Raw genomic sequence first — 21,154 nt, 5'->3', positions numbered from 1 at the left:
GTACGTTGAAACCGATTCAAAATGAATTACAAAAACAAATGGATGCCAAATTTCAAGAACGTCTACAGTCGATTCAAGAAGAACTTTTAAAAGACCCTGTTATTCAGCAATTTTTTAAAGAGAATGAAGGTGCGATTACACGCTCTGTTTTAGAACGTGGATTAGGCAAGTTGTATGAATTTAAAAATCAACAACAAGATTGTTCGAAGTGTCCTTCTGTACAGCAGTGTGTGAATACAATCAATGGCTTTACACCAAAATTATCGCTAACACGTGGTTTAATTGATTTAGAATATACACCTTGTCAGCAAAAACGTATTGAAGATGAACGCCGTCATACGGAGAAGATGATTGCGAGTATGCACATGCCAAAAGATGTGTTACGTGCGACATTATCAGATGTACGCGTCTATAGTGAAGATCGTGAAAATTTATTGCAGGCAGCGCAAAACTTTGTTGACCAAGTGAAGCAGACGGGGGAATTACCACGTAAAGGATTTTATTTATATGGTGATTTTGGTGTCGGGAAGTCCTTCTTAATTGGAGCGATTGCGAATGAATTAGCAGCTTTGCAAATTCAATCTGTCGTTGTCTATGTACCTGAATTTTTACGTGAATTAAAAAATGCGATTGGTACACCACAATTAGAAGAAAAGTTTGATTTTGTGAAAAAAGCACCTGTGTTAATGCTTGATGATTTAGGAGCTGAACAGTTATCAGAATGGACGCGAGATGAAATTTTAGGGTCTATTCTGCATTATCGTATGGCAGAACAATTGCCGACATTTATTACATCGAATCTTGATTATAGTGGTCTTGAAGTATTCTTTACTCAGACTACACGTGGTGGACAGGACCCGATTAAAGCGAAGCGAATTATGGAACGAATCAAAGCAATTACAGAACCAATTCAAGTGGAAGGCTTAAATTTACGCGATTTAACATAGAAGTGCTTGAATTCTAAAAAATAGTTGCGAGTTCGATTCTGAAGTTTTATAATAGGTTACATTAATATGTAAATGCACAGATAAGGACAACAATGATTAGTGCGACTTTCAGAGAGGAATACAATGGTGCGAGTATTCTAGTGACGGCTAATGATTTACCACCTTGGAGCAGCGACAGTGAACGAATAGTAATTGTCGACGGTAGCGGCCCGTTAGCCGATCGAGAGCTTCGTCTTTGCAGTTTTTTCTGCATGGAAGGAAGAAGGGTGGAACCACGAGCGCAAGCATCGTCCCTTTAGGGAGGATGCTTTTTTGTATGCAAAAAATCTCCCGTTTGTGGCCCGTAGCTTTCGAAATAATAAAAAGGAGAGAATGGATATGTCAGAAATGATTCAATTAACATTCCCAGATGGGTCTGTAAAAGAGTATGAAAAAGGAATTACAACAGATGCAGTAGCAGCGGCAATTAGCCCAGGATTACGTAAAAAAGCAATCGTTGGTAAATTCAATGGTGAGTTAGTTGATACAAAAACACCTTTAAATGAAGATGGCACAATCGCGATTATTACACCTTCAGATGATGAAGCATTAGAAGTGTTACGTCACTCAACTGCCCATTTATTAGCACAAGCAGTAAAACGTCTATTCCCAGATGTAAAATTAGGTATTGGTCCTGTAATCGAAGGTGGTTTCTACTACGATATCGATTCGAAAGAACCAATTACTTCTGAAGATTTCCCGAAAATCGAAAAAGAGATGAAAAAAATCATCGCAGAAAACTTAGAAGTTGTACGCCATGATGTATCTCGTGCAGAAGCACAACGTCGTTTTGAAGAAATTGATGACGAATACAAATTAGAATTACTAGAAGCAATTCCAGCAGATGAGCAAGTGTCAATCTACGAACAAGGCGAATTCTTCGACCTTTGCCGTGGTGTACACGTACCATCAACAAATAAAATTAAAGAATTCAAACTTCTATCAATTGCAGGTGCATATTGGAGAGGGAATTCAGATAACAAAATGCTACAACGTATTTACGGAACTGCATTCTTCACAAAAGAAGATTTAAAACATCATCTTCAAATGTTAGAAGAAGCAAAAGAGCGTGACCACCGTAAAATTGGTAAGGAATTAGACATCTTTACTTCAAGCCAATTAGTAGGTCAAGGTTTACCATTATGGTTACCGAACGGTGCAACAGTACGTCGCACAATTGAACGTTATATTGTAGATAAAGAGTTAGCATTAGGCTACAAACACGTATATACACCTGTTTTAGGTTCAAAATCATTATATGAAACTTCAGGACACTGGGATCATTACCAAGAAGATATGTTCCCACCAATGGAAGTAGATCACGAAACATTCGTACTTCGTCCAATGAACTGTCCTCACCACATGATGGTGTACAAATCAGCAATGCGTTCATACCGTGACTTACCACTTCGTATCGCAGAACTTGGGACAATGCACCGCTACGAAATGTCAGGAGCAGTATCAGGCTTACAACGTGTACGAGGTATGACTTTAAATGATGCGCATTTATTTGTTCGCCCAGATCAAATTAAAGATGAATTCAAAAAAGTAGTAGAGTTAATCCAAGCGGTTTATAAAGACTTCAACTTAGAAGACTATGAATTCCGTTTATCATATCGTGATCCAGCAGATACAGAGAAATACTTCGATGACGATGAAATGTGGGAAAAAGCACAAAGCATGTTAAAAGAAGCGATGGACGAGCTAGGATTAGATTACTATGAAGCAGAAGGCGAAGCTGCATTCTACGGTCCAAAACTAGACGTACAAGTAAAAACAGCGATTGGTAAACAAGAAACATTGTCAACAGTACAATTAGACTTCTTATTACCAGAACGCTTCGACTTAAACTATGTAGGTGAAGATGGTAAACAACACCGTCCAGTCGTTATTCACCGCGGTGTTGTATCAACAATGGAACGCTTTGTAGCCTTCTTAATTGAAGAATACAAAGGCGCATTCCCGACTTGGTTAGCACCTGTTCAAGTTCAAATTATTCCTGTATCAAACGATGCGCACTTTGACTATGCAAAACAAGTTGAAGAACGTTTAATCGCTGCAGGTGCACGTGTAGAAATGGATTACCGTGACGAAAAATTAGGTTACAAGATCCGTGAAGCACAAATGCAAAAAATTCCTTACATGCTTGTATTAGGGGATAAAGAAGTTGAATCAAATGCAGTAAATGTTCGTCGTTACGGCTCAAAAGATTCAGAAACAGTTTCTTTAGACGAGTTTGTGGATGCAATTACAAAAGAGATTACAGTAAAATAATAAGTATTCAAATGAGAAGTCGTATTGTCTAGCGGCTTCTCATTTTTTGTCTCGCGCAATCTTTTTTCTTCTATATAAAATATAAAAGGAGATGAAGAAGATGGGGTATATCGTTGATTTTTCAAAATGGCAAAATCGTGTGAACTATGAGGAGCTTTCGAAAGTATGTGATTTAGCCATTTTACGTGTACAGGATGGTTCGTATGTAAAAGATGTTTTATATGAACAACATGCGAAAGGTTGTAGTCAATTTGCTATTCCGTATGGTGTGTATGCATTTGCGCGTTTTACGTCTGTTAAAGACGCTGAAAAAGAAGCACAAGACTTTTACGAGCGTGCAAATCGAGTAAAGCAGCCTTTGTTTTATGTGGTCGATGTTGAAGTGGAGTCGATGTCTGATATGCGTGCAGGAACGAATGCTTTTATTCGTACACTAAGGAATTTAGGTGCGAAAAAAGTAGGTATCTACATTGCGCATCATCTATACTATACTTTTTGTTTAGATCTAACGAAAGCAGACTTCATATGGATTCCACGCTATCATCTAGATGGCAAAACGATTTTAAAGCCGAAGTTCCCGTGTGACTTACATCAGTACACAGAACGAGGACGCATAAAGGGAATTGAAGGCTATGTCGATTTAAATCGTTTGAATGGAAAGAAAAAATTAGCATGGTTTATAGCAGAATAATGTTTGACTTACCTAAAAAAAGGTGATATTATAATTGAGGTAAACAAATACAGAGTTTGTGGTTGAAGTAGAGGCTGCCCGCTTCTCACCTGAGAATCGATCCTTTTAGAAGGTATTGACAGGTTAATTGATGAATCGAACATGCATATTTCGCATGTCAACATATACGCGGGCGGACATTTCGACTAATGTCCGTCTTTTTTTATGGACATCGAAATATCTGTACCGAACAGGGCTCCTTGCCCAAACGCAGTATTTTAATACTACTTGGAGGTGGATTGTTATTAGCAAAGACATGTATGTAAACGAAGGTATCCGTGCTCGCGAATTACGCGTAATCGATCACAATGGCGATCAATTAGGTGTTAAAACTCGAAACGATGCACTGCAACTTGCAGAACGTGCAAATTTGGATCTTGTCCTTGTGGCTCCACAAGCCAAGCCACCAGTTGCTCGTATTATGGATTACGGTAAATTCAAATTCGAACAACAAAAGAAAGATCGTGAAGTTCGCAAAAATCAAAAGATTATTGCACTTAAAGAAGTACGACTTTCACCATCGATTGACGAGCATGACTTCCAAACGAAGTTACGCAACGGAATCAAATTCCTTGAAAAAGGAGATAAAGTAAAGGCATCTATTCGCTTTAAAGGTCGTGCTATTACGCACAAAGAGATTGGTCAACGCGTATTAGATCGCTTTGCGGAGGCTTGTAAAGAAGTAGCAACTGTTGAACAACGTGCGAAAATGGAAGGCCGCAGCATGTTCTTGATCTTAGCACCTAAGAACGAGAAACAATAATTATTAAAGTTATGAGTAATAGGAGGAAATCCAAATGCCAAAAATGAAAACACACCGTGGCGCTGCAAAACGCTTCAAAAGAACTGGTACTGGTAAATTAAAACGTGACCGTGCATACGGCTCTCACTTATTTGCTAACAAATCTACAAAAGCTAAACGTCACCTACGTAAACAATCATTAGTATCATCTGGTGATTACAAACGCATCAAATCTTTATTAGCTTACATGAAATAATAAGAAAACACACACATATACTATTTATCAGAGTGATAAATACAGGAGGTAATGAACTATGCCACGCGTAAAAGGCGGTACAGTAACGCGCAAGCGTCGTAAAAAGGTTTTAAAATTAGCAAAAGGTTATTTCGGTTCAAAACACACACTTTATAAAGTAGCGAACCAAGCAGTAATGAAGTCTGGTCAATATGCATACCGTGACCGTCGTCAAAAGAAACGTGATTTCCGTAAATTATGGATCACTCGTATCAACGCAGCTGCTCGCATCAACGGTCTTTCTTACAGCCGTTTAATGCACGGTTTAAAACTTGCTGAAATCGAAGTAAACCGTAAAATGTTAGCTGACTTAGCTGTAAACGATGCAGCTGCATTCGCTCAATTAGCAGACGCTGCTAAAAAAGCAATCGCAAAATAATTCATACATTCAGGTATGATGAAAGAGTCGAGTCTTCGGACTTGGCTCTTTTTTTATATGCAACAAAAAAAGAAGTGATGGAATTTATTCCTATCACTTCTTTTTGTACATATAAATATTTAATCCTCAAAAGGAAAGGATGCTGTATATTAAGAATCAAATAATAACGCAGCTAATTTTTCTTTTGATGTTAAAAAATCACTTAGATGGTATTCATCAAGTACAGCAATATATGCATGTAGTGCTTTATTTAACGCGCCTTTTAAATTACAAACGGGTGAAATAACGCAACCAACAGATTCAGGATTAAAGCAATCGACTAAATAAAAATCTTCTTCTGTTTGTCGGACGAGCTTCCCAATATTAATTTCTTCAGGTTGCATAGCGAGACGAATACCACCACCACGACCACGGATTGTCTCGATGTACCCCATTTTTCCTAATTCATGTGTCACCTTCATTAAATGATTTTTAGACACACCATAAGCATCGGAAATATCTTTAATTGTCGATAATTCATCTGGCTTTTTTGCGCCAAGATAAAGCAAAACGCGCAGAGAATAATCTGTATATAGTGTCAACCTCAACAGAATTCACCTCCAACTCCTTTTATTATAGCATGTAAAGAAAATAATTTATAAATTTTAAATATGTATTTTAAATATGTCTTTTTTGTTAAAGATGTATTTTGTATATTGCTTTAAATGGAAAATAGGATTATTCTAAGGGTGTAAAAAAAAGAGAGGATGATTCACATGTTATCTCAACACACAATGGACGTCGTAAAATCAACTGCACCTGTATTAGAAGTACACGGAGTAGAAATTACAAAAACTTTTTATAAAAATTTATTTGAAGCAAATCCAGCTTTATTAAACATTTTTAATCACGCGAACCAAGAAAAAGGTCGTCAACAAACAGCTTTAGCAAATACAGTTTATGCAGCAGCTGTACACATTGAAAACTTACCTGCGATTATTCCAGTTGTAAAACAAATCGCACAAAAGCACCGTAGTTTAGGTGTATTACCAGAGCATTATCCAATCGTAGGAGAATTTTTACTACGTGCAATTAAAGAAGTATTAGGTGATGCAGCAACAGATGAAATTATTCAAGCTTGGGGAGAAGCATATGGTGTAATCGCAGATGTCTTTATCCAAGAAGAAGAAGCGCTTTATCAAGAAGCTGAAAATAAACAAGGTGGATTCCGTGGATTTAAAGACTTTAAAGTTGTGAAGCGTGTAGCTGAGAATGCACTCATTACATCATTCTATTTACAACCAGCAGATGGTTCAGCATTACCAGAATATTTACCTGGACAATATATTACGGTACAAGTAAAAAATCCAAACGAAGAATATATTCTAAATCGTCAATATAGCTTATCAAAATCATATGATGGTGAAAGCTACCGTATCTCTGTTAAACGCGATCAAAAAAATACACCAATCGGTAAAGCATCGAACTATCTACATGACCATGTACAAGTTGGCGATACGCTATCAATTAGTGTACCAGCTGGTTCCTTTGTTTATGAAGCAACAGAAAAACCCGTGACATTCATCGCAGGTGGTGTGGGAATTACGCCATTAATTAGTATGTTTGAAAAAGCAGCAAGCGAAAATAAAGCCGCAGTGAAATTGATTCATAGTGCATCCCACTTAAATGAGCATGCATTTGAAAAAGCGTTATGCCATATTGCCATTCCTGAAAATGTGACATATGTACAACACGCTTCAGATGTAGCAGGGAAAATTACGAAAGAAATGTTAGCTGAGCAAGTTGATTTAACAGGTGAAGTATATTTATGTGGACCTGTAGGATTCATGCACGAAGTGATTGCTTCTCTAACTGAACTGGGCATGAGTCGTGACCAAATTCATTACGAATTTTTTGGACCAGCAATGAATATTTAATTCGATTTAACATGAAGTTGTATCGGGTTTGAAAAATTAAATAACACAAGCTAGAACATAAGTGTAAAAATAATACCTCATATAAGCTTAAGAAAAACTGGAATCACGCTGTGGCGCGGTTCCAGTTTTGTGTTGTGAACGTTAAAAAAGCGAAGTGAAATTTTTGTTTAGCCTACTTTTGATTCCATTATTATGACTAATTCTTAATACTTATTTTGATTGAACTTTCTTTTGCTTTTTTAGGTATATACATAGTAATTTTTAATATTATTTCACGTAATAATATTAAAATAAGGTTTTATGGATAAAAAAATAATAAAAAATAAAATGTTATTTGTTTGTAATAATAATTCTTTCTTCTTATACGATATAATAAAAGAAGAAAGAATAGAGAGAACGTGAAAGGAAGGGAAAGATGAAAAAAGTTTATGGTTTAGCCCTATTACTTGTTGTATTTAGTCTCTTTGGATTCTCGCAAAATAGTGAAGCCAAGACACATAAAAATACTGCAAAACCTGAGAGTGTTGTGAAATGGGAATACCCAGCCAATGCAAAACTTGTAAAACAATCTGCAAATGATCCTGTTATTGCAGATATTTCAAAATGGCAAGGTAATATTGATTGGTCAAAAGCATCAAAAGCGCTTGATTTAGTGATTATTCGTACACAAGATGGAAAATTAGAAGATTATATGCATCGTACATATGAATCCAATGCTAAAAAATACAATGTGCCATTTGGTGTTTATTCTTTTGTAAGAGCTGGTACACCAGCAGAAGCACGTGCAGAAGCGCGCTCATTCTATAATCGTGCGAGTAAAGATACAGAATTTTATGTTTTAGATGTAGAAGTACAGACGAATAAAAAAGGGTACTCTATGCGTACTATTATTAATGAGTATATGAAGGAAATGCGTAAATTAACGAATAAAAAAATTGGTTTATATGTAGCGCACCACAAGTATTCATCATTCAAATTAGATGCAAGTAAATTTAATTTTGTCTGGATTCCACGTTATGGTTATTCAGGACCTATTTATAAACATCAACTTTGGCAATATACTGATAGCGGACGCGTTCCAGGAATCAATGGAAATGTTGATTTAAATCGTTTAGCAGGTGGAACAAAGTTAGAATACTTTACAAATAAAGTAACAACAATTTCAAACTCAGAACTCGTTAAAAAATATTATGTAACGAATCCTAAATATGTTCTTTTAAAGAAACCTGTAAATGTTTATAAGAAAACAAGCTTTGATAAAAAAAATAAAAAGAAAAGCTACAAAGAGGGAACACGTTTAAAAGTTAAAAAGGTAGTGAAATCTTCAACAGGTATTCCACGCCTTCAACTAGCAGATGGTTCATATATTAGTGCTAGTAAAAGTTTAGTATTAAAAACTTCTGCTACGTCGAATTTCTATACAACAAATGATAATGTAAAACAAGTCATGACAATTCGTAATTTATATTCATATCGTTCATCAACAAGTAATACCTCGCCAGAGTTTGTTCCAGCGAATACGATTTTTAACGTAAGTCGTGTAGTTTATAATGGTTCAGGCGAAAATCGTTTTGCAATTATTAATGGCAGATTTATCTCAGCAGATAAAAATGATGTAGTCGAAGTACCAGCAACTATTCAAAACTACTTCTTAGAATATGATTCATCTTTAAAGTTACGTACACAAAAAGTAATTTATAAATACGATACATTACTTTTCGGTGATCAACAAAAAGATCCAGAGATGGTTCCAGTCGGTACAGTACTCGATATTCAAGACGTGGTTTATAATAAGTTAGGCTATCCACGATTCAAATTAGCAGATGGTAAATATGTCTCAACTAAAAAGACATTATTTAAACAAATCCCTTGGTATGAACAATAATAATAGAGAAGAAGTTAGGTTTTAGGACCTAGCTTCTTTTTTTTGATTCATACTAAAAAATGAGGAAAAGCGTATATAAAATACGCATTTATTTCAAAAAGATAACCAGATAGAAGAAAAAGAGTATGGATATTACAAGGTGAAATAAAATGTAATATTATTTTAATATATGAAATTAAAATGACGCGTAAAAGTGTCATAAGTAAAGAGAGAAATTTGTTATGATTTGGATAGTCAATTCAGGCTATAAAATCCTCAAAAATTTGAAAAGGAGAGTGGAAAATGAACAAACAATTGAAATGGTGTCTATCACTTTTGTTTGCGTTATTTGTAGTAGTCGCATGGCAAAGTAATTCGGCTTCTGCAGTAGAACAAGATGGGACGTTAGCACCAGCAAATCCTGATCGTAAAATCGAATGGGAAGGCACACCATATGTCACAGATACAAACCCGGTGAACGCTAAAAGTCGTACACTAAGCACAAAATCATACACAGATCCCGTTATTGTCGATATCTCGCATCACCAAGGGAATATTGACTGGGCAAAGGCTTCAAAAGTTATTGATTTAGCGATTATTCGTACACAATATGGAAGTGTATTAGAAGATCATTGGCATAAAAGTTATGAGGCAAGTGCTAAAAAATATAATGTGCCATTTGGCGTATATGCGTATCATTTAGCAACTGACACAGCAGATGCTAAAGTAGAAGCGCGTGATTTTTATAACCGTGCAAGTAAAGATGCAAATTTTTATGTGATTGACGTAGAAGAATTCACAAGTGAATCTGGTGAGAGCATGCGTGCAATCGTCAATTCATTCGTTGCGGAATTACGTAAATATACAGATAAAAAAATCGGCTTATACATAGCCAATCATCTATATGATAAATTAAATCTTGATACATCAAAAGCAGATTTTGTCTGGATTCCACGCTATGGTTCAACTAAACCAGCATATCCACATGCATTATGGCAGTTTACAGACCGAGGGAAAGTAGATGGAATTGGTACATATGTTGATTTAAACCGTTTAAATGGTGTAAGCCTAAGTTACTTCACGCAATCAACATCAAAACCTGTCTCAAATCCACGTTACTATACAAGTAACCCTAAAAAAATTGCAACAAAAACAGTAGCATATGAATATAATTCACGTACTTTTAAAGAAAGTGCGAAAGTAAAACGTCACCCTAAAAATACGCTATTAGATATTGTAGCTGTTGAAAAGAGTGCATCTGGAACACCACGTTTAAAACTAAAAAACGGTAACTATATTACAGCAAACCGTACCTATGTTGTGAAAACACGTTCAGATATTGATGAATATATCACAAAAATGCCGAAAAAAGCGTTGTTACGTGTGACACAAGGTTTATACAAAAGTACGACATTTAGTACATCGACAAAATTAAAAAATTACAGCACAAATAGCGTATTCACGATTAAAGACATCGACTATACAGATGGCGGAACACCACGATTAAAAACATCAACTGGTTATTATGTGAGTGCAAACAAAGCTTATACACGCTCTGTTGTAAATAATATTTCAGATTATTATTATGTAAATCCAAAAACGATTCAAACAAAAACAAATGTAGGTGTTTATACATCTGTGTCATTCGCTAATAAGACACGTACGATTGCAAAAGGTAAAAAACTTCAAGTGACAGCAGTTACATGGAGCGCTGCAGGAACGCCACGTTTAAAAATTGGTACAGGACAATATATTAGTGCGAATAAAGCCTATGTTGTGAAAAAATAAAAATAAGTAAGAAGAAGGGCGCAAACGAAGCGATTCCTTCTTCTTTTTTTGTTATACTAATCAAGCGAATAGAAATGAGGTATATATGGCTATTTGGATTATTGTATTATCAGTGATTGGTTTTATTGTGATGGGCATTGATAAAAGTAGAGCCATTCGTCACAAGTGGCGTATTAGAGAGCGTACACTATGGATTTTAACAATTGTCGGTGGTGGACTCGGTACATTTTTAGGTATGATGATTTGGCGACATAAAATAAGAAAGCTTCATTTTGTTATTGGATTTACAATCTTCGCTCTAATGGATGGGTATTTTTTATTGTCAGCTATTGATCACTTCGATACTATACATATGAAAGGATGATGAACGTGAATTTACAACAATTATTTACAATGCAAAAAGAATTAGATGCATTTATCGAAAAGACACAGGGGATTGATTTTGATGTCTTTCGTGAAAAAACATTAGCGCTATTAGTGGAATTAGGAGAACTTGCGAATGAAACACGCTGTTTCAAATTTTGGAGTACAAAAGGTCCTTCAGAAGATGCTGTTATTTTAGAAGAATTCGTAGACTCAGTACACTTTTTATTATCTCTTGGTATTATGAAAGGTTTTAATGATTTAACAGAATGGCCAACAGATGCACGTGATGCTTCTTTAACAGAATTATTTTTACAGACACAACAAGCGATTATCGTGTTTGGAAATGAGCCGGAACGCGAAAATTATGAAGAGATTTGGAAGTGCTATGGTGCGATTGCACGCACATTACAATTCGATGCACAGCAAATTATCGATGCATATATTTCGAAAAACGAAAAAAATTATGAGCGACAACGTACAGGATATTAAAAGCTGTTGTATAATGGAAGTATTCTTCAACAAGGGGGATTTCTCAAGATGAAATTAGATCAAACATTAACCATGCTAAAAGATTTAACCGATGCACGTGCGATTGCAGGTAATGAAAAGGAAGCGCGCGATGTCATGAAGCAATACATTGAACCGTATGCAGATACAATCGAAACAGATGGTCTCGGTTCATTAATTGCAAAAAAAGTGGGACAAGAAGATGGTCCGAAAATTATGGTAGCTGGACACTTAGATGAAGTGGGCTTTATGGTGACACAAATTGATGATCGTGGTTTTATTAAATTCCAAACAGTTGGCGGTTGGTGGAGCCAAGTAATGTTGGCACAGCGCGTTCAAATCGTCACACGTTCAGGTGAGACAGTCACAGGTGTTATCGGTTCAAAACCACCGCACATTTTACCAGCAGAACAACGTAATAAGCCGGTTGACATTAAACAGATGTTTATTGATGTTGGTGCAACTTCGAAAGAAGAAGTAATGGAGTGGGGGATTCGCCCTGGTGATATGATTGCACCGTACTTCGATTTTACAGTGATGAAAAACGATAAATTCTTACTAGCAAAAGCGTGGGATAACCGTATCGGTTGTGCGATTGCGATTGAAGTATTAAAAGGCTTAAAAGATGAACAACATCCAAACGTTGTTTACGGTTGTGGTGTTGTACAAGAAGAAGTGGGCTTACGTGGCTCAAAAACAGCTACGCATCAAATCAATCCAGCGATTGGTTTTGCAGTAGATGTCGGTATTGCAGGAGATACACCAGGAATCTCACCTTCAGAAGCAGCTTCTAAAATGGGTGAAGGTCCACAAATCATTGTCTATGATGCATCAATGGTCGGTCATAAGGGGTTACGTGACTTAGTCGTTGATACAGCAGAAGAAGCAGGAATTCCATATCAGTATGAAGCAATTCCAGGTGGCGGTACGGACGCAGGTTCTATTCACATTACAGCAAACGGTGTACCAGCAATCTCGATTGGTATTGCGACACGTTATATTCATTCACATGCAGGTATTTTACATCGCGATGACTTTGAAAATACAGTGAAATTAGTGATTGAAGTGATTAAAAAGCTAGATGCTGAAACAGTACAACGTATTACATTTGAATAAACATACAAGAGTTCGAAGCGAATATGCTGCTTCGAACTCTTTTTTTATCTAATCTTACTAGAAATGATAAAATAGTCAGATAAAACATAAAAATTCATTTGACAGAATAAATATACATACATATAATGAGAATTAACAATTAAACGTACAGGAGCGATGCAGTGTGAAATTATTAGAAGAGGTACAATTACAAATTGTCACAAGCTTAAAAGGAAAAGATCTATTATCATTAGTGAATTATTCAAGTGAAGAAGTACAACAATTAATCGACTTAGCGATTCAATTAAAAACGATTACAAAAGAAGGTAAGTGTCCGAAACTATTAGAAGGTAAAACACTTGCGATGATTTTTGAGAAAAATTCAACACGTACACGTATTTCGTTTGAAGTAGGTATGCACCAATTAGGCGGAAAAGGTATGTATATGAATGCACGCGATTTACAAATCGGTCGTGGTGAGTCGGTTTATGATACAGCACATGTATTATCAGGATATGTAGATGGTATTATGATTCGTGCAAATTCACATGCGATGGTGAAAGAATTAGCAGAACATGCATCAATTCCTGTAATTAATGGTTTAACAGATATCTCACACCCATGCCAAGCTTTAGCTGATCTTGAAACAATTAAAGAAGTAAAAGGGCACTTCAAAGGATTGAAACTAGCGTATATTGGTGACGGAAATAATGTAGCACATTCACTTGTGGTAGCAGCAGCACATGTAGGAATGGATGTCGTTGTAGCAGCACCAAAAGGATATGAACCATCCGAACAAGTCATGTTAAAAGCAGCAACAATCGCAGCACAAAATGGTAGTACGGTATCATTTACGAATGATCCAATTGAAGCGGCAACAGATGCAGATGTAATTTACACAGATGTGTGGACTTCAATGGGCCAAGAAGAAGAATCAGCAAAACGCCTACGAGACTTTGAAGGATTCCAAATCTCTTCTGAACTTGTTGCATACGCGAAACCAGATTATATGTTTTTACACTGTTTACCAGCACATCGTGAAGAAGAAGTTGCGACAGCTGTTATTGACGGCGAAAACTCATATATTTTCCAACAAGCAGAGAATCGTCTACATGCACAAAAAGCAGTACTTGTATCCGTACTTGGATAAAACGAGAACAAAAAAGAGAAGTGAGAGATTAACCTCCCACTTCTCTTTTTGTTATGCATGTTTCTTTTCAATTGAAACTTGTTGCTTTGATTCATTTGGAATCGGACGACGTGCCCAGTAACTAGCGATAATTGGTCCTGAAATATTATGCCATACAGCACCGAATGCACTTGGAATAGCAGCAAGTGGTCCTAAGTGTGCTGTAGCAAGTGCCACACCTAAACCAGAGTTTTGCATACCGACCTCGATGGAGATGGCACGTTGGTCTGATAATGAAAGTCCGCACATCTTTCCTGCGTAATAACCTAAAACTAAACCAGCTGTATTGTGTAAGAATACGGCTAAGAAAATAATTAAGCCAGCTGTTGCGATTTTCTCTTGATTCCCTGCAACTACTGCACCAACGATTAAGATGATGGCAGCAACTGAGATTAATGGTACAACCGATACACTGCGGTCGATTAAGTTTGGTGCTAATTTACGAACGATGATACCAAGTGCAACCGGTACTAAAATAACTTGTACAATCGACATAAACATCGAAGACATATTAACAGGCATCCACTGTCCAGCTAAGAAGTATAAAATCACCGGTGTAAAGAATGGTGCTAATAATGTGGATACAGATGTCATTGTAATTGATAAAGGAACATTTCCTTTTGCTAAATAAACCATTACGTTTGAAGCAGTTCCACCTGGTACGGATCCAAGTAATACAAGTCCTGCCGCTAATTCAGGTGGCAATTGTAGTAAGTACGCAATACCAAGAGCTGTTAGTGGCATCACTGTAAACTGTGCAACAATCCCAATCAATACGGGTAGCGGCTTTGTTAAAACTAATTTAAAATCTTTTGCACTTAATGTTAAACCCATTCCAAACATGACAATCCCTAACATGATTGTAATATAACCTCCGAATGGTAGGAATGCTGTCGGGAAGAAGAATGAGATGACAGCAACTCCGAGTACAAGAAAAGCAAAGTACTTTCCTGTAAATGAACTAATTGATTCTAAAACTTTCATCATATCCACACCTTTTCAAAAATTCTGATAATTTCAAGTATATATAATTTTCTTAAAATAGCAATATAAAAAATGATATAATGAATAAATAAACTAAAAATGAAGGGAAGAATGTCAATGAAAGCGGTTTATGCAGAAAAAAACGAAATTCATGTAGGAGAAAGACCAGAACCTATACTAAAAGATGGAGAAGTACTCGTTCGTATTCAAGCGGCGAGTGTTAATCGTCGGGACCTTTATACACCGAATCGTTTAGCGAAAGATGCGGCACCTTTAATTTTAGGTTCAGATGCAACAGGTATTATTGAACAGGTATCAGCAGATATCGAGAATTGGCAAGTAGGCGATGAAGTTATTATAAATCCTTCTCTTCGTTGGTTCGATAATACACCTGCTCCACCTGAGGACTTCGAAATTTTAAGTTTGCCAGATCAAGGGACATTTGCAGAAAAAATCGCCATTTCAGCAGAACAAATTGAACGAAAACCAGACTATTTATCAATAGAAGAAGCAGCGACAATTGGGATTGCTCCATTAACAGGTTATCGTGCACTCTTTACAAAAGGACAATTACAAAAAGGGCAGACGGTATTTATTCCAGGTGGAAGTAGCGGTGTTGCGACATTTATGATTCAATTTGCGAAGAATATAGGCGCGCGAGTTATTACGAGTTCACGTTCAGAAGAGAAGCGTGAAAAAGTACGACAACTAGGTGTAGATCTCGTAATTGATACAGCAGAGGACTGGAACGCGGCACTTCAGCATGAGACAGTCGACCTTGTCATTGATAGCGTTGGTGCAGCAACTTTTAATCGTTCATTGGCTGTTTTAAAAAAGGGTGGTACACTAGTAACATTCGGCGCAACAACAGCAGATGAAACAACGATTAATTTACGTGACTTTTTCTACGGTCAGTACACATTACATGGGACGACAATGGGGAGTCGAGAAGAATTTCGTGCATGTCTTTCTTTCATGGAAGCACATCACATTCGCCCAATCGTTGAACAAACATATGCCATCGAACATGCGACACAAGCATTTCAGCAGTTGCAAGAGAGTACACAGTTTGGCAAAATAGTATTAACGATGTAAAAAGGCGGTTTATGAATGAAAAGAATTGAATCATTATCAAATTCATTAGTGAAATATTGGAAAAAATTAGCGACAACACGCAAAGAACGTGACCAATCTGGTGAGTTTTTAGTAGAAGGTTTCCATTTAGTAGAAGAAGCACTTCAAGGTACAGATGTTTTAAACTTAATTGTACGAGAAGGTGTTGAAATTCCTGCTACATGGAATATTGACAACATTTATATGGTAGAAGTAACAGCGGCAATCGCAGCAGAATTGGCAGAGACAGAACGTACACAAGGCATTTTTGCACACTGCAAACAACCTGATTTTGAAGTAAAGTCTTCATGGAAGAAGTTTTTACTGATTGATGCTGTACAAGACCCCGGTAATGTCGGTACGATGATTCGAACAGCAGATGCAGCGGGGATGGATGCTGTTATTTTAGGAAAAGGTAGTGCAGACCCATTCAATCCGAAAACAATTCGATCAACACAGGGTTCTATTTTCCATTTACCTGTATTGCGCGGTGAGCTAGTAGATTGGGTAGAACAATTACAAGAACGTGATATTCCGATTTATGGAACAGCACTTGATGCGACATCTGTGGTATATAACCAAGTACAAAAGACACCTTCATTTGCAGTCATTATGGGGAATGAAGGTAGTGGTATTTCAAAAGAATTACTAACAAAAACGACGAAGAATGTCATCATTCCGATTATGGGTGGCGCTGAGTCATTAAATGTAGCAGTAGCGACTGGAATTGTTCTATATCACTTTGCAACTGCCGAGTAACACTTGAAGTATGGCATTAAAGCGTTTATAATAGTTGAGTATGAACACATAATTCAAATGCGATGATCGGGAAAAGTACGCTATTATAAGCAATTAGGGAGTGTCCACCATAGACTGAAAGTGGAGATGTGCCTCTATAATAGAAGAAGTTCACCCCGTTAGCAGCGTCCGGGACCAGCATTAGCTGTAAAGGTACGCCGGCAAATGAGCCGTTAATTCAACGAAGTGATTGCATGAACGTATGCAATAACTAGGGTGGTAACGCGATATAATCCTCGTCCCTTTTTTAAGGGGCGATTTTTTTATGCTTACAACAGGTTAATCATCCAATAAAAGGAGGAATTTTACGATGGAAATGGCTGCACAATTAACACAGTTAAAACAAGAAGCATTGGATCGTATTCAAGCAGCAACAAATACAAAAGAATTAAATGATGTACGTGTTGCTTATTTAGGTAAAAAAGGTCCAATTACAGATTTATTAAAAGGCATGGGTAAACTTCCTGCCGAAGAACGCCCAAAAATGGGGGCTCTTGTGAATGAAGTACGTGGCGAAGTACAAGAAGTATTAGAAGCACGTATGGTTGAATTAGAAGAAAAAGCAGTGGAAGCACAATTAGCTCAAGAAACAATTGATGTAACACTACCAGGTCGCACAATTAAAGTAGGGAATGCACATCCATTAACACGTGTAACAGAAGAAATCGAAAACTTATTCATCGGTATGGGCTATGAAGTAGTAGAAGGTCCAGAAGTAGAAAAAGATTACTACAATTTTGAAGCATTAAACTTACCAAAAGGTCACCCAGCGCGTGATATGCAAGATACATTCTATATTTCAGAAGAAATCTTAATGCGTACACATACATCACCTGTACAAGCGCGTACGATGGAAGAGAAAAAAGGTTCTTCAATCCGTATTATTTGCCCAGGTAAAGTATTCCGTCGCGATAACGATGATGCAACACATTCACACCAATTCAATCAAATTGAAGGTTTAGTGATCGGTGAGAACATTCGTATGAGTGATTTAAAAGGAACATTAGATGTATTTGCGAAGAAGATGTTCGGTGACGAACGCGAAATTCGTTTACGTCCAAGCTATTTCCCGTTCACAGAGCCATCAGTTGAGATGGATATCTCATGCTTCAAATGTGGCGGTTCAGGATGTAATGTATGTAAAAACACAGGTTGGATTGAAATTCTAGGTGCAGGTATGGTTCACCCGAACGTACTTGAAATGGCAGGATATGATCCTAAAAAAGTAACAGGCTTTGCATTTGGTATGGGACAAGAACGTATTGCGATGTTACGTTACGGTGTAGAAGATATTCGTGATTTCTATACGAATGACGTTCGTTTCTTAGAACAATTCCAAAGAGCAGAAGATTAGGAGGAATAACGCATGTATGTATCATTAAAATGGTTAGCACAGTATGTTGACATTTCAGGTTTTGAACCAGCAGAATTAGCAGAAAAAATTACACGAGCAGGGATTGAAGTAGATGGCATCATCGACTTATCAGCTGGTCTTAAAAAGCTAATGGTTGGAGAAGTAAAAGAAAAAGAAAAACACCCAGAAGCAGATAAATTAAATATTTGCCAAGTTGATTTTGGCGAAGAAGAATATTCACAAATCGTTTGTGGTGCACCGAATATAGCGGTAGGACAAAAAGTCATTGTTGCACGCCCAGGCGCACATTTACCAGGCGGAAAAATTAAAAAAGCTAAATTACGTGGACAAGTATCAAACGGTATGATTTGTTCACTTCAAGAACTAGGTATCGAAGGTAAAGTTGTACCAAAAGCATATGCTGAAGGTATTTACGTATTACCATCAGATACACCAGTAGGTTCAGATGCAGTTGAAGTATTAGGTTTAGATGATGTGGTATTAGAATTAGGTCTTACACCAAACCGTTCAGATGCCATGAGTATGTTAGGTGTAGCTTATGAAGTAGCGGCAATTCTAGATCGTGAAATTCACCTACCTGAAATCAAGTATGAAGCAACAACGAAAAAAGCAGCAGACGTATTAAATGTACGTGTAGAAGCATTAGAACAAAATCCACTATATGCAGCGAAAGTTGTGGAGAATGTAAAAATTGCGGAATCACCATTATGGTTACAACAAGCATTAATGGCTGTAGGCGTTCGTCCATTAAATAACGTAGTTGATATTACAAACTATATTTTAATGGAATATGGTCAACCGCTTCATGCATTCGATTACGATGCACTAAAAACAGGTGAAATCGTTGTTCGTTTAGCGACAGAAGGCGAAAACATTAAAACACTAGACGGAAAAGACCGCACATTAAAAGCTTCGAACCTTGTAATTACAAATGGTGAAGAGCCAGTTGCAGTAGCAGGTGTTATGGGTGGATTCGATTCAGAAGTAACAGATAAGACAACAACTGTTGTGATTGAATCGGCTTACTTTGAAGGGTTATCTGTTCGTTACACATCAAAAGATTTAGGCTTACGTAGTGATGCGAGTGCGCGCTTTGAAAAAGGGATTGACCCGAACCGCGTATTACCAGCAGCAGAACGTGCAGCGCAGTTAATGGCTGAAATCGCTGGTGGAACAGTACTAGAAGGAACAGTACTTGTAGATGAATTAGATAAAACTCCAGCTCGCGTAGCTGTGTCACCTGACTTCATCAACTCACGTCTAGGTATGAAAATCTCATTAAATGAGATGGTATCGATTTTAAAACGTCTACGTTTTGATGTAGAAACAGCGAACGGTTTATTAATCGTAGATGCGCCAACACGTCGTCAAGATATTAAAATTGAAGAAGATATCGTAGAAGAAATCGCGCGTATGTATGGTTACGACGAGATTCCAAAAACAATTCCTGTAGCAGAAACATCAGTAGGTGGTTTAACATCATACCAAGAAAAACGCCGCGTAACACGTCATCATTTAGAAGGTAGTGGCTTATTCCAAGCGTTAACATACTCATTAACATCAGATGAATTAGCACAAAAATACGCATTACAAACAGAAGAAACAACACGTCTTATGATGCCAATGAGTGAGGCACATAGTACATTACGCCAAAGTTTATTACCACATTTAATCGAGGCAGCAGTGCATAATGTATCACGTCAAATTCCATTAGTCGCATTATATGAAATTGGTTCTGTATTCCTAGGTAAAGGCGAAGATGGCTTACCAAATGAAGAAGAACATCTATCAATCGTTATGACAGGTAAATGGCTTGAAAACGCATGGCAAGGCGAACATAAGCAAGTAGACTTCTTCGTGTTAAAAGGTGTAATCGAAGGGTTACTTGAAAAATTAGGTCTATCTGCGCGTATTCAGTACGTAGCTTCAAAACAAGAAGGTATGCACCCAGGTCGTACTGCATCAATCGTATTAGATGGTGAAGTAGTAGGTTTCTTCGGACAATTACACCCGAAAGAACAAAAAGCACTTGGCTTAAAAGAGACATATGTAGCAGAGCTAAACTTTAAACAATTAGCTGGAGCAGAAGTGGAACCTTTAGTTTGTCAACCAATTCCACGCTTCCCATCCATCTCACGTGATATTGCATTAGTTGTAGATCGTACATTAGAGGCAGGAACAATTGAAGCAATTATTCGTGAAGCTGGTGGTACATTATTAAAATCAGTACATGTATTCGATTTATATGAAGGTGCAAACATGCCAGAAGGCAAAAAGTCACTTGCATTTACATTAACGTACTTTAATCCAGAGAAAACATTAACGGATGAAGAAGTCGTAGCAGTGCATGATGAAGTAATGGCAGCGTTAAAAGAACAAGCGAATGTAGAGGTTCGATAATTTAAAATGCTCGTTAAACCACACAAAATTCTATTTTGTGTGGTTTTCTTCTTCTTTTTTTGAAAAAAAGTATATGTTATATGTCATTGCTATGCTATAATGCAAAATATAGGAAATAGATTTACATAAAAGTAAACTCAATTTTCTCGTTTTTAAGAATATTTTAAAAACTTTTTACAAAAAATAGACAAAAAATTAAAAATTGTGTTATATTAAGACAAATAAAACATATTTCCCTTTAAGAAAATTCCGATAATCGGAATTTATGCATGAATTGCATAAGGGAATTTATTTTAAAAGTCTAATTGTTTCGGTATTCGAAATTTATACATCGTATGTATAAAAAGAATCAT

At 36.8% G+C, this 21,154-nt stretch carries 19 protein-coding genes and 1 other annotated feature; of the genes, 17 read left to right on the top strand and 2 right to left on the bottom strand.

Features of this window, described 5'->3' with window-relative positions:
- Window positions 1-5 precede the first annotated feature (5 nt).
- From dnaI to rplT, 6 genes are all read left to right on the top strand, one after another.
- A complete protein-coding gene (gene dnaI, locus QN089_RS10405; protein WP_285215270.1) occupies window positions 6-947 on the top strand; it encodes a primosomal protein DnaI in 942 nt (313 codons plus the stop codon).
- Between the two features lie 68 nt (window positions 948-1,015).
- Window positions 1,016-1,245, top strand: a binding site (T-box leader).
- Window positions 1,246-1,325: 80 nt separating this feature from the next.
- Window positions 1,326-3,260: a threonine--tRNA ligase gene (gene thrS, locus QN089_RS10400; protein ID WP_068451984.1), complete on the top strand. Its 1,935-nt coding sequence runs from the start codon at window positions 1,326-1,328 to the stop codon at window positions 3,258-3,260.
- A gap of 100 nt (window positions 3,261-3,360) precedes the next feature.
- On the top strand, window positions 3,361-3,951 hold the full coding sequence (locus tag QN089_RS10395) for a glycoside hydrolase family 25 protein (RefSeq protein WP_285215269.1): 591 nt from the start codon (window positions 3,361-3,363) through the stop codon (window positions 3,949-3,951).
- A 295-nt stretch (window positions 3,952-4,246) separates the two neighbouring features.
- On the top strand, window positions 4,247-4,753 hold the full coding sequence (gene infC, locus QN089_RS10390) for a translation initiation factor IF-3 (RefSeq protein ID WP_068451989.1): 507 nt from the start codon (window positions 4,247-4,249) through the stop codon (window positions 4,751-4,753).
- A gap of 34 nt (window positions 4,754-4,787) precedes the next feature.
- Window positions 4,788-4,988, top strand: coding sequence for a 50S ribosomal protein L35 (rpmI, locus tag QN089_RS10385; RefSeq protein ID WP_068451992.1), 201 nt, complete (start codon window positions 4,788-4,790; stop codon window positions 4,986-4,988).
- 58 nt (window positions 4,989-5,046) lie between these two features.
- On the top strand, window positions 5,047-5,406 hold the full coding sequence (rplT, locus tag QN089_RS10380; protein WP_068451995.1) for a 50S ribosomal protein L20: 360 nt from the start codon (window positions 5,047-5,049) through the stop codon (window positions 5,404-5,406).
- Window positions 5,407-5,555: 149 nt separating this feature from the next.
- Here the strand turns inward: rplT and QN089_RS10375 are convergent, their stop codons facing one another.
- Window positions 5,556-5,993, bottom strand: a complete 438-nt coding sequence (locus QN089_RS10375) for an RrF2 family transcriptional regulator (RefSeq protein WP_068451998.1) — start codon at window positions 5,991-5,993, stop codon at window positions 5,556-5,558.
- Window positions 5,994-6,161: 168 nt separating this feature from the next.
- On the opposite strand from QN089_RS10375, the gene hmpA reads away from it, so the two are divergent.
- From hmpA to argF, 7 genes are all read left to right on the top strand, one after another.
- Window positions 6,162-7,322 (top strand): NO-inducible flavohemoprotein, encoded by a 1,161-nt coding sequence (hmpA, locus tag QN089_RS10370; RefSeq protein ID WP_285215268.1) that lies wholly within the window; start codon window positions 6,162-6,164, stop codon window positions 7,320-7,322.
- A gap of 415 nt (window positions 7,323-7,737) precedes the next feature.
- Entirely contained in the window at window positions 7,738-9,207 is a 1,470-nt protein-coding gene (locus QN089_RS10365; protein ID WP_068452005.1) for a DUF5776 domain-containing protein, read from the top strand.
- A 282-nt stretch (window positions 9,208-9,489) separates the two neighbouring features.
- Window positions 9,490-10,974 (top strand): DUF5776 domain-containing protein, encoded by a 1,485-nt coding sequence (locus tag QN089_RS10360; RefSeq protein WP_285215267.1) that lies wholly within the window; start codon window positions 9,490-9,492, stop codon window positions 10,972-10,974.
- An 85-nt stretch (window positions 10,975-11,059) separates the two neighbouring features.
- The gene (locus QN089_RS10355; protein ID WP_121177886.1) at window positions 11,060-11,338 is read left to right on the top strand and encodes a DUF1294 domain-containing protein; all 279 of its coding nucleotides are present in this window, start codon (window positions 11,060-11,062) and stop codon (window positions 11,336-11,338) included.
- A 5-nt stretch (window positions 11,339-11,343) separates the two neighbouring features.
- On the top strand, window positions 11,344-11,829 hold the full coding sequence (locus QN089_RS10350) for a dUTP diphosphatase (protein WP_068452010.1): 486 nt from the start codon (window positions 11,344-11,346) through the stop codon (window positions 11,827-11,829).
- Between the two features lie 48 nt (window positions 11,830-11,877).
- Window positions 11,878-12,963, top strand: a complete 1,086-nt coding sequence (locus tag QN089_RS10345) for a M42 family metallopeptidase (RefSeq protein WP_068452013.1) — start codon at window positions 11,878-11,880, stop codon at window positions 12,961-12,963.
- Between the two features lie 163 nt (window positions 12,964-13,126).
- Complete coding sequence (gene argF / locus QN089_RS10340; RefSeq protein WP_068452016.1) at window positions 13,127-14,092, top strand: ornithine carbamoyltransferase; 966 nt, start codon at window positions 13,127-13,129, stop codon at window positions 14,090-14,092.
- 51 nt (window positions 14,093-14,143) lie between these two features.
- Here argF and QN089_RS10335 read toward each other — a convergent pair whose 3' ends face one another.
- The gene (locus QN089_RS10335; RefSeq protein ID WP_068452019.1) at window positions 14,144-15,115 is read right to left on the bottom strand and encodes a bile acid:sodium symporter family protein; all 972 of its coding nucleotides are present in this window, start codon (window positions 15,113-15,115) and stop codon (window positions 14,144-14,146) included.
- A gap of 117 nt (window positions 15,116-15,232) precedes the next feature.
- Between QN089_RS10335 and QN089_RS10330 the strand changes: the two genes are divergently transcribed.
- The 4 genes from QN089_RS10330 (at window position 15,233) to pheT (ending at window position 20,801) form a co-directional block, all read left to right on the top strand.
- A complete protein-coding gene (locus QN089_RS10330) occupies window positions 15,233-16,210 on the top strand; it encodes a zinc-binding dehydrogenase (protein WP_285215266.1) in 978 nt (325 codons plus the stop codon).
- Between the two features lie 15 nt (window positions 16,211-16,225).
- Window positions 16,226-16,987 (top strand): TrmH family RNA methyltransferase, encoded by a 762-nt coding sequence (locus QN089_RS10325; RefSeq protein WP_068452024.1) that lies wholly within the window; start codon window positions 16,226-16,228, stop codon window positions 16,985-16,987.
- Between the two features lie 355 nt (window positions 16,988-17,342).
- Window positions 17,343-18,380 (top strand): phenylalanine--tRNA ligase subunit alpha, encoded by a 1,038-nt coding sequence (pheS, locus tag QN089_RS10320; RefSeq protein WP_068457291.1) that lies wholly within the window; start codon window positions 17,343-17,345, stop codon window positions 18,378-18,380.
- 12 nt (window positions 18,381-18,392) lie between these two features.
- Window positions 18,393-20,801: a phenylalanine--tRNA ligase subunit beta gene (gene pheT / locus QN089_RS10315; RefSeq protein ID WP_285215265.1), complete on the top strand. Its 2,409-nt coding sequence runs from the start codon at window positions 18,393-18,395 to the stop codon at window positions 20,799-20,801.
- The last annotated feature ends 353 nt before the right edge of the window (window positions 20,802-21,154 follow it).

This window comes from Kurthia sp. YJT4, assembly GCF_030219945.1.
GTDB classification, from domain to species: Bacteria; Bacillota; Bacilli; order Bacillales_A; family Planococcaceae; genus Kurthia; species Kurthia gibsonii.
This window is presented reverse-complemented; position numbering and strand designations above follow the sequence as displayed.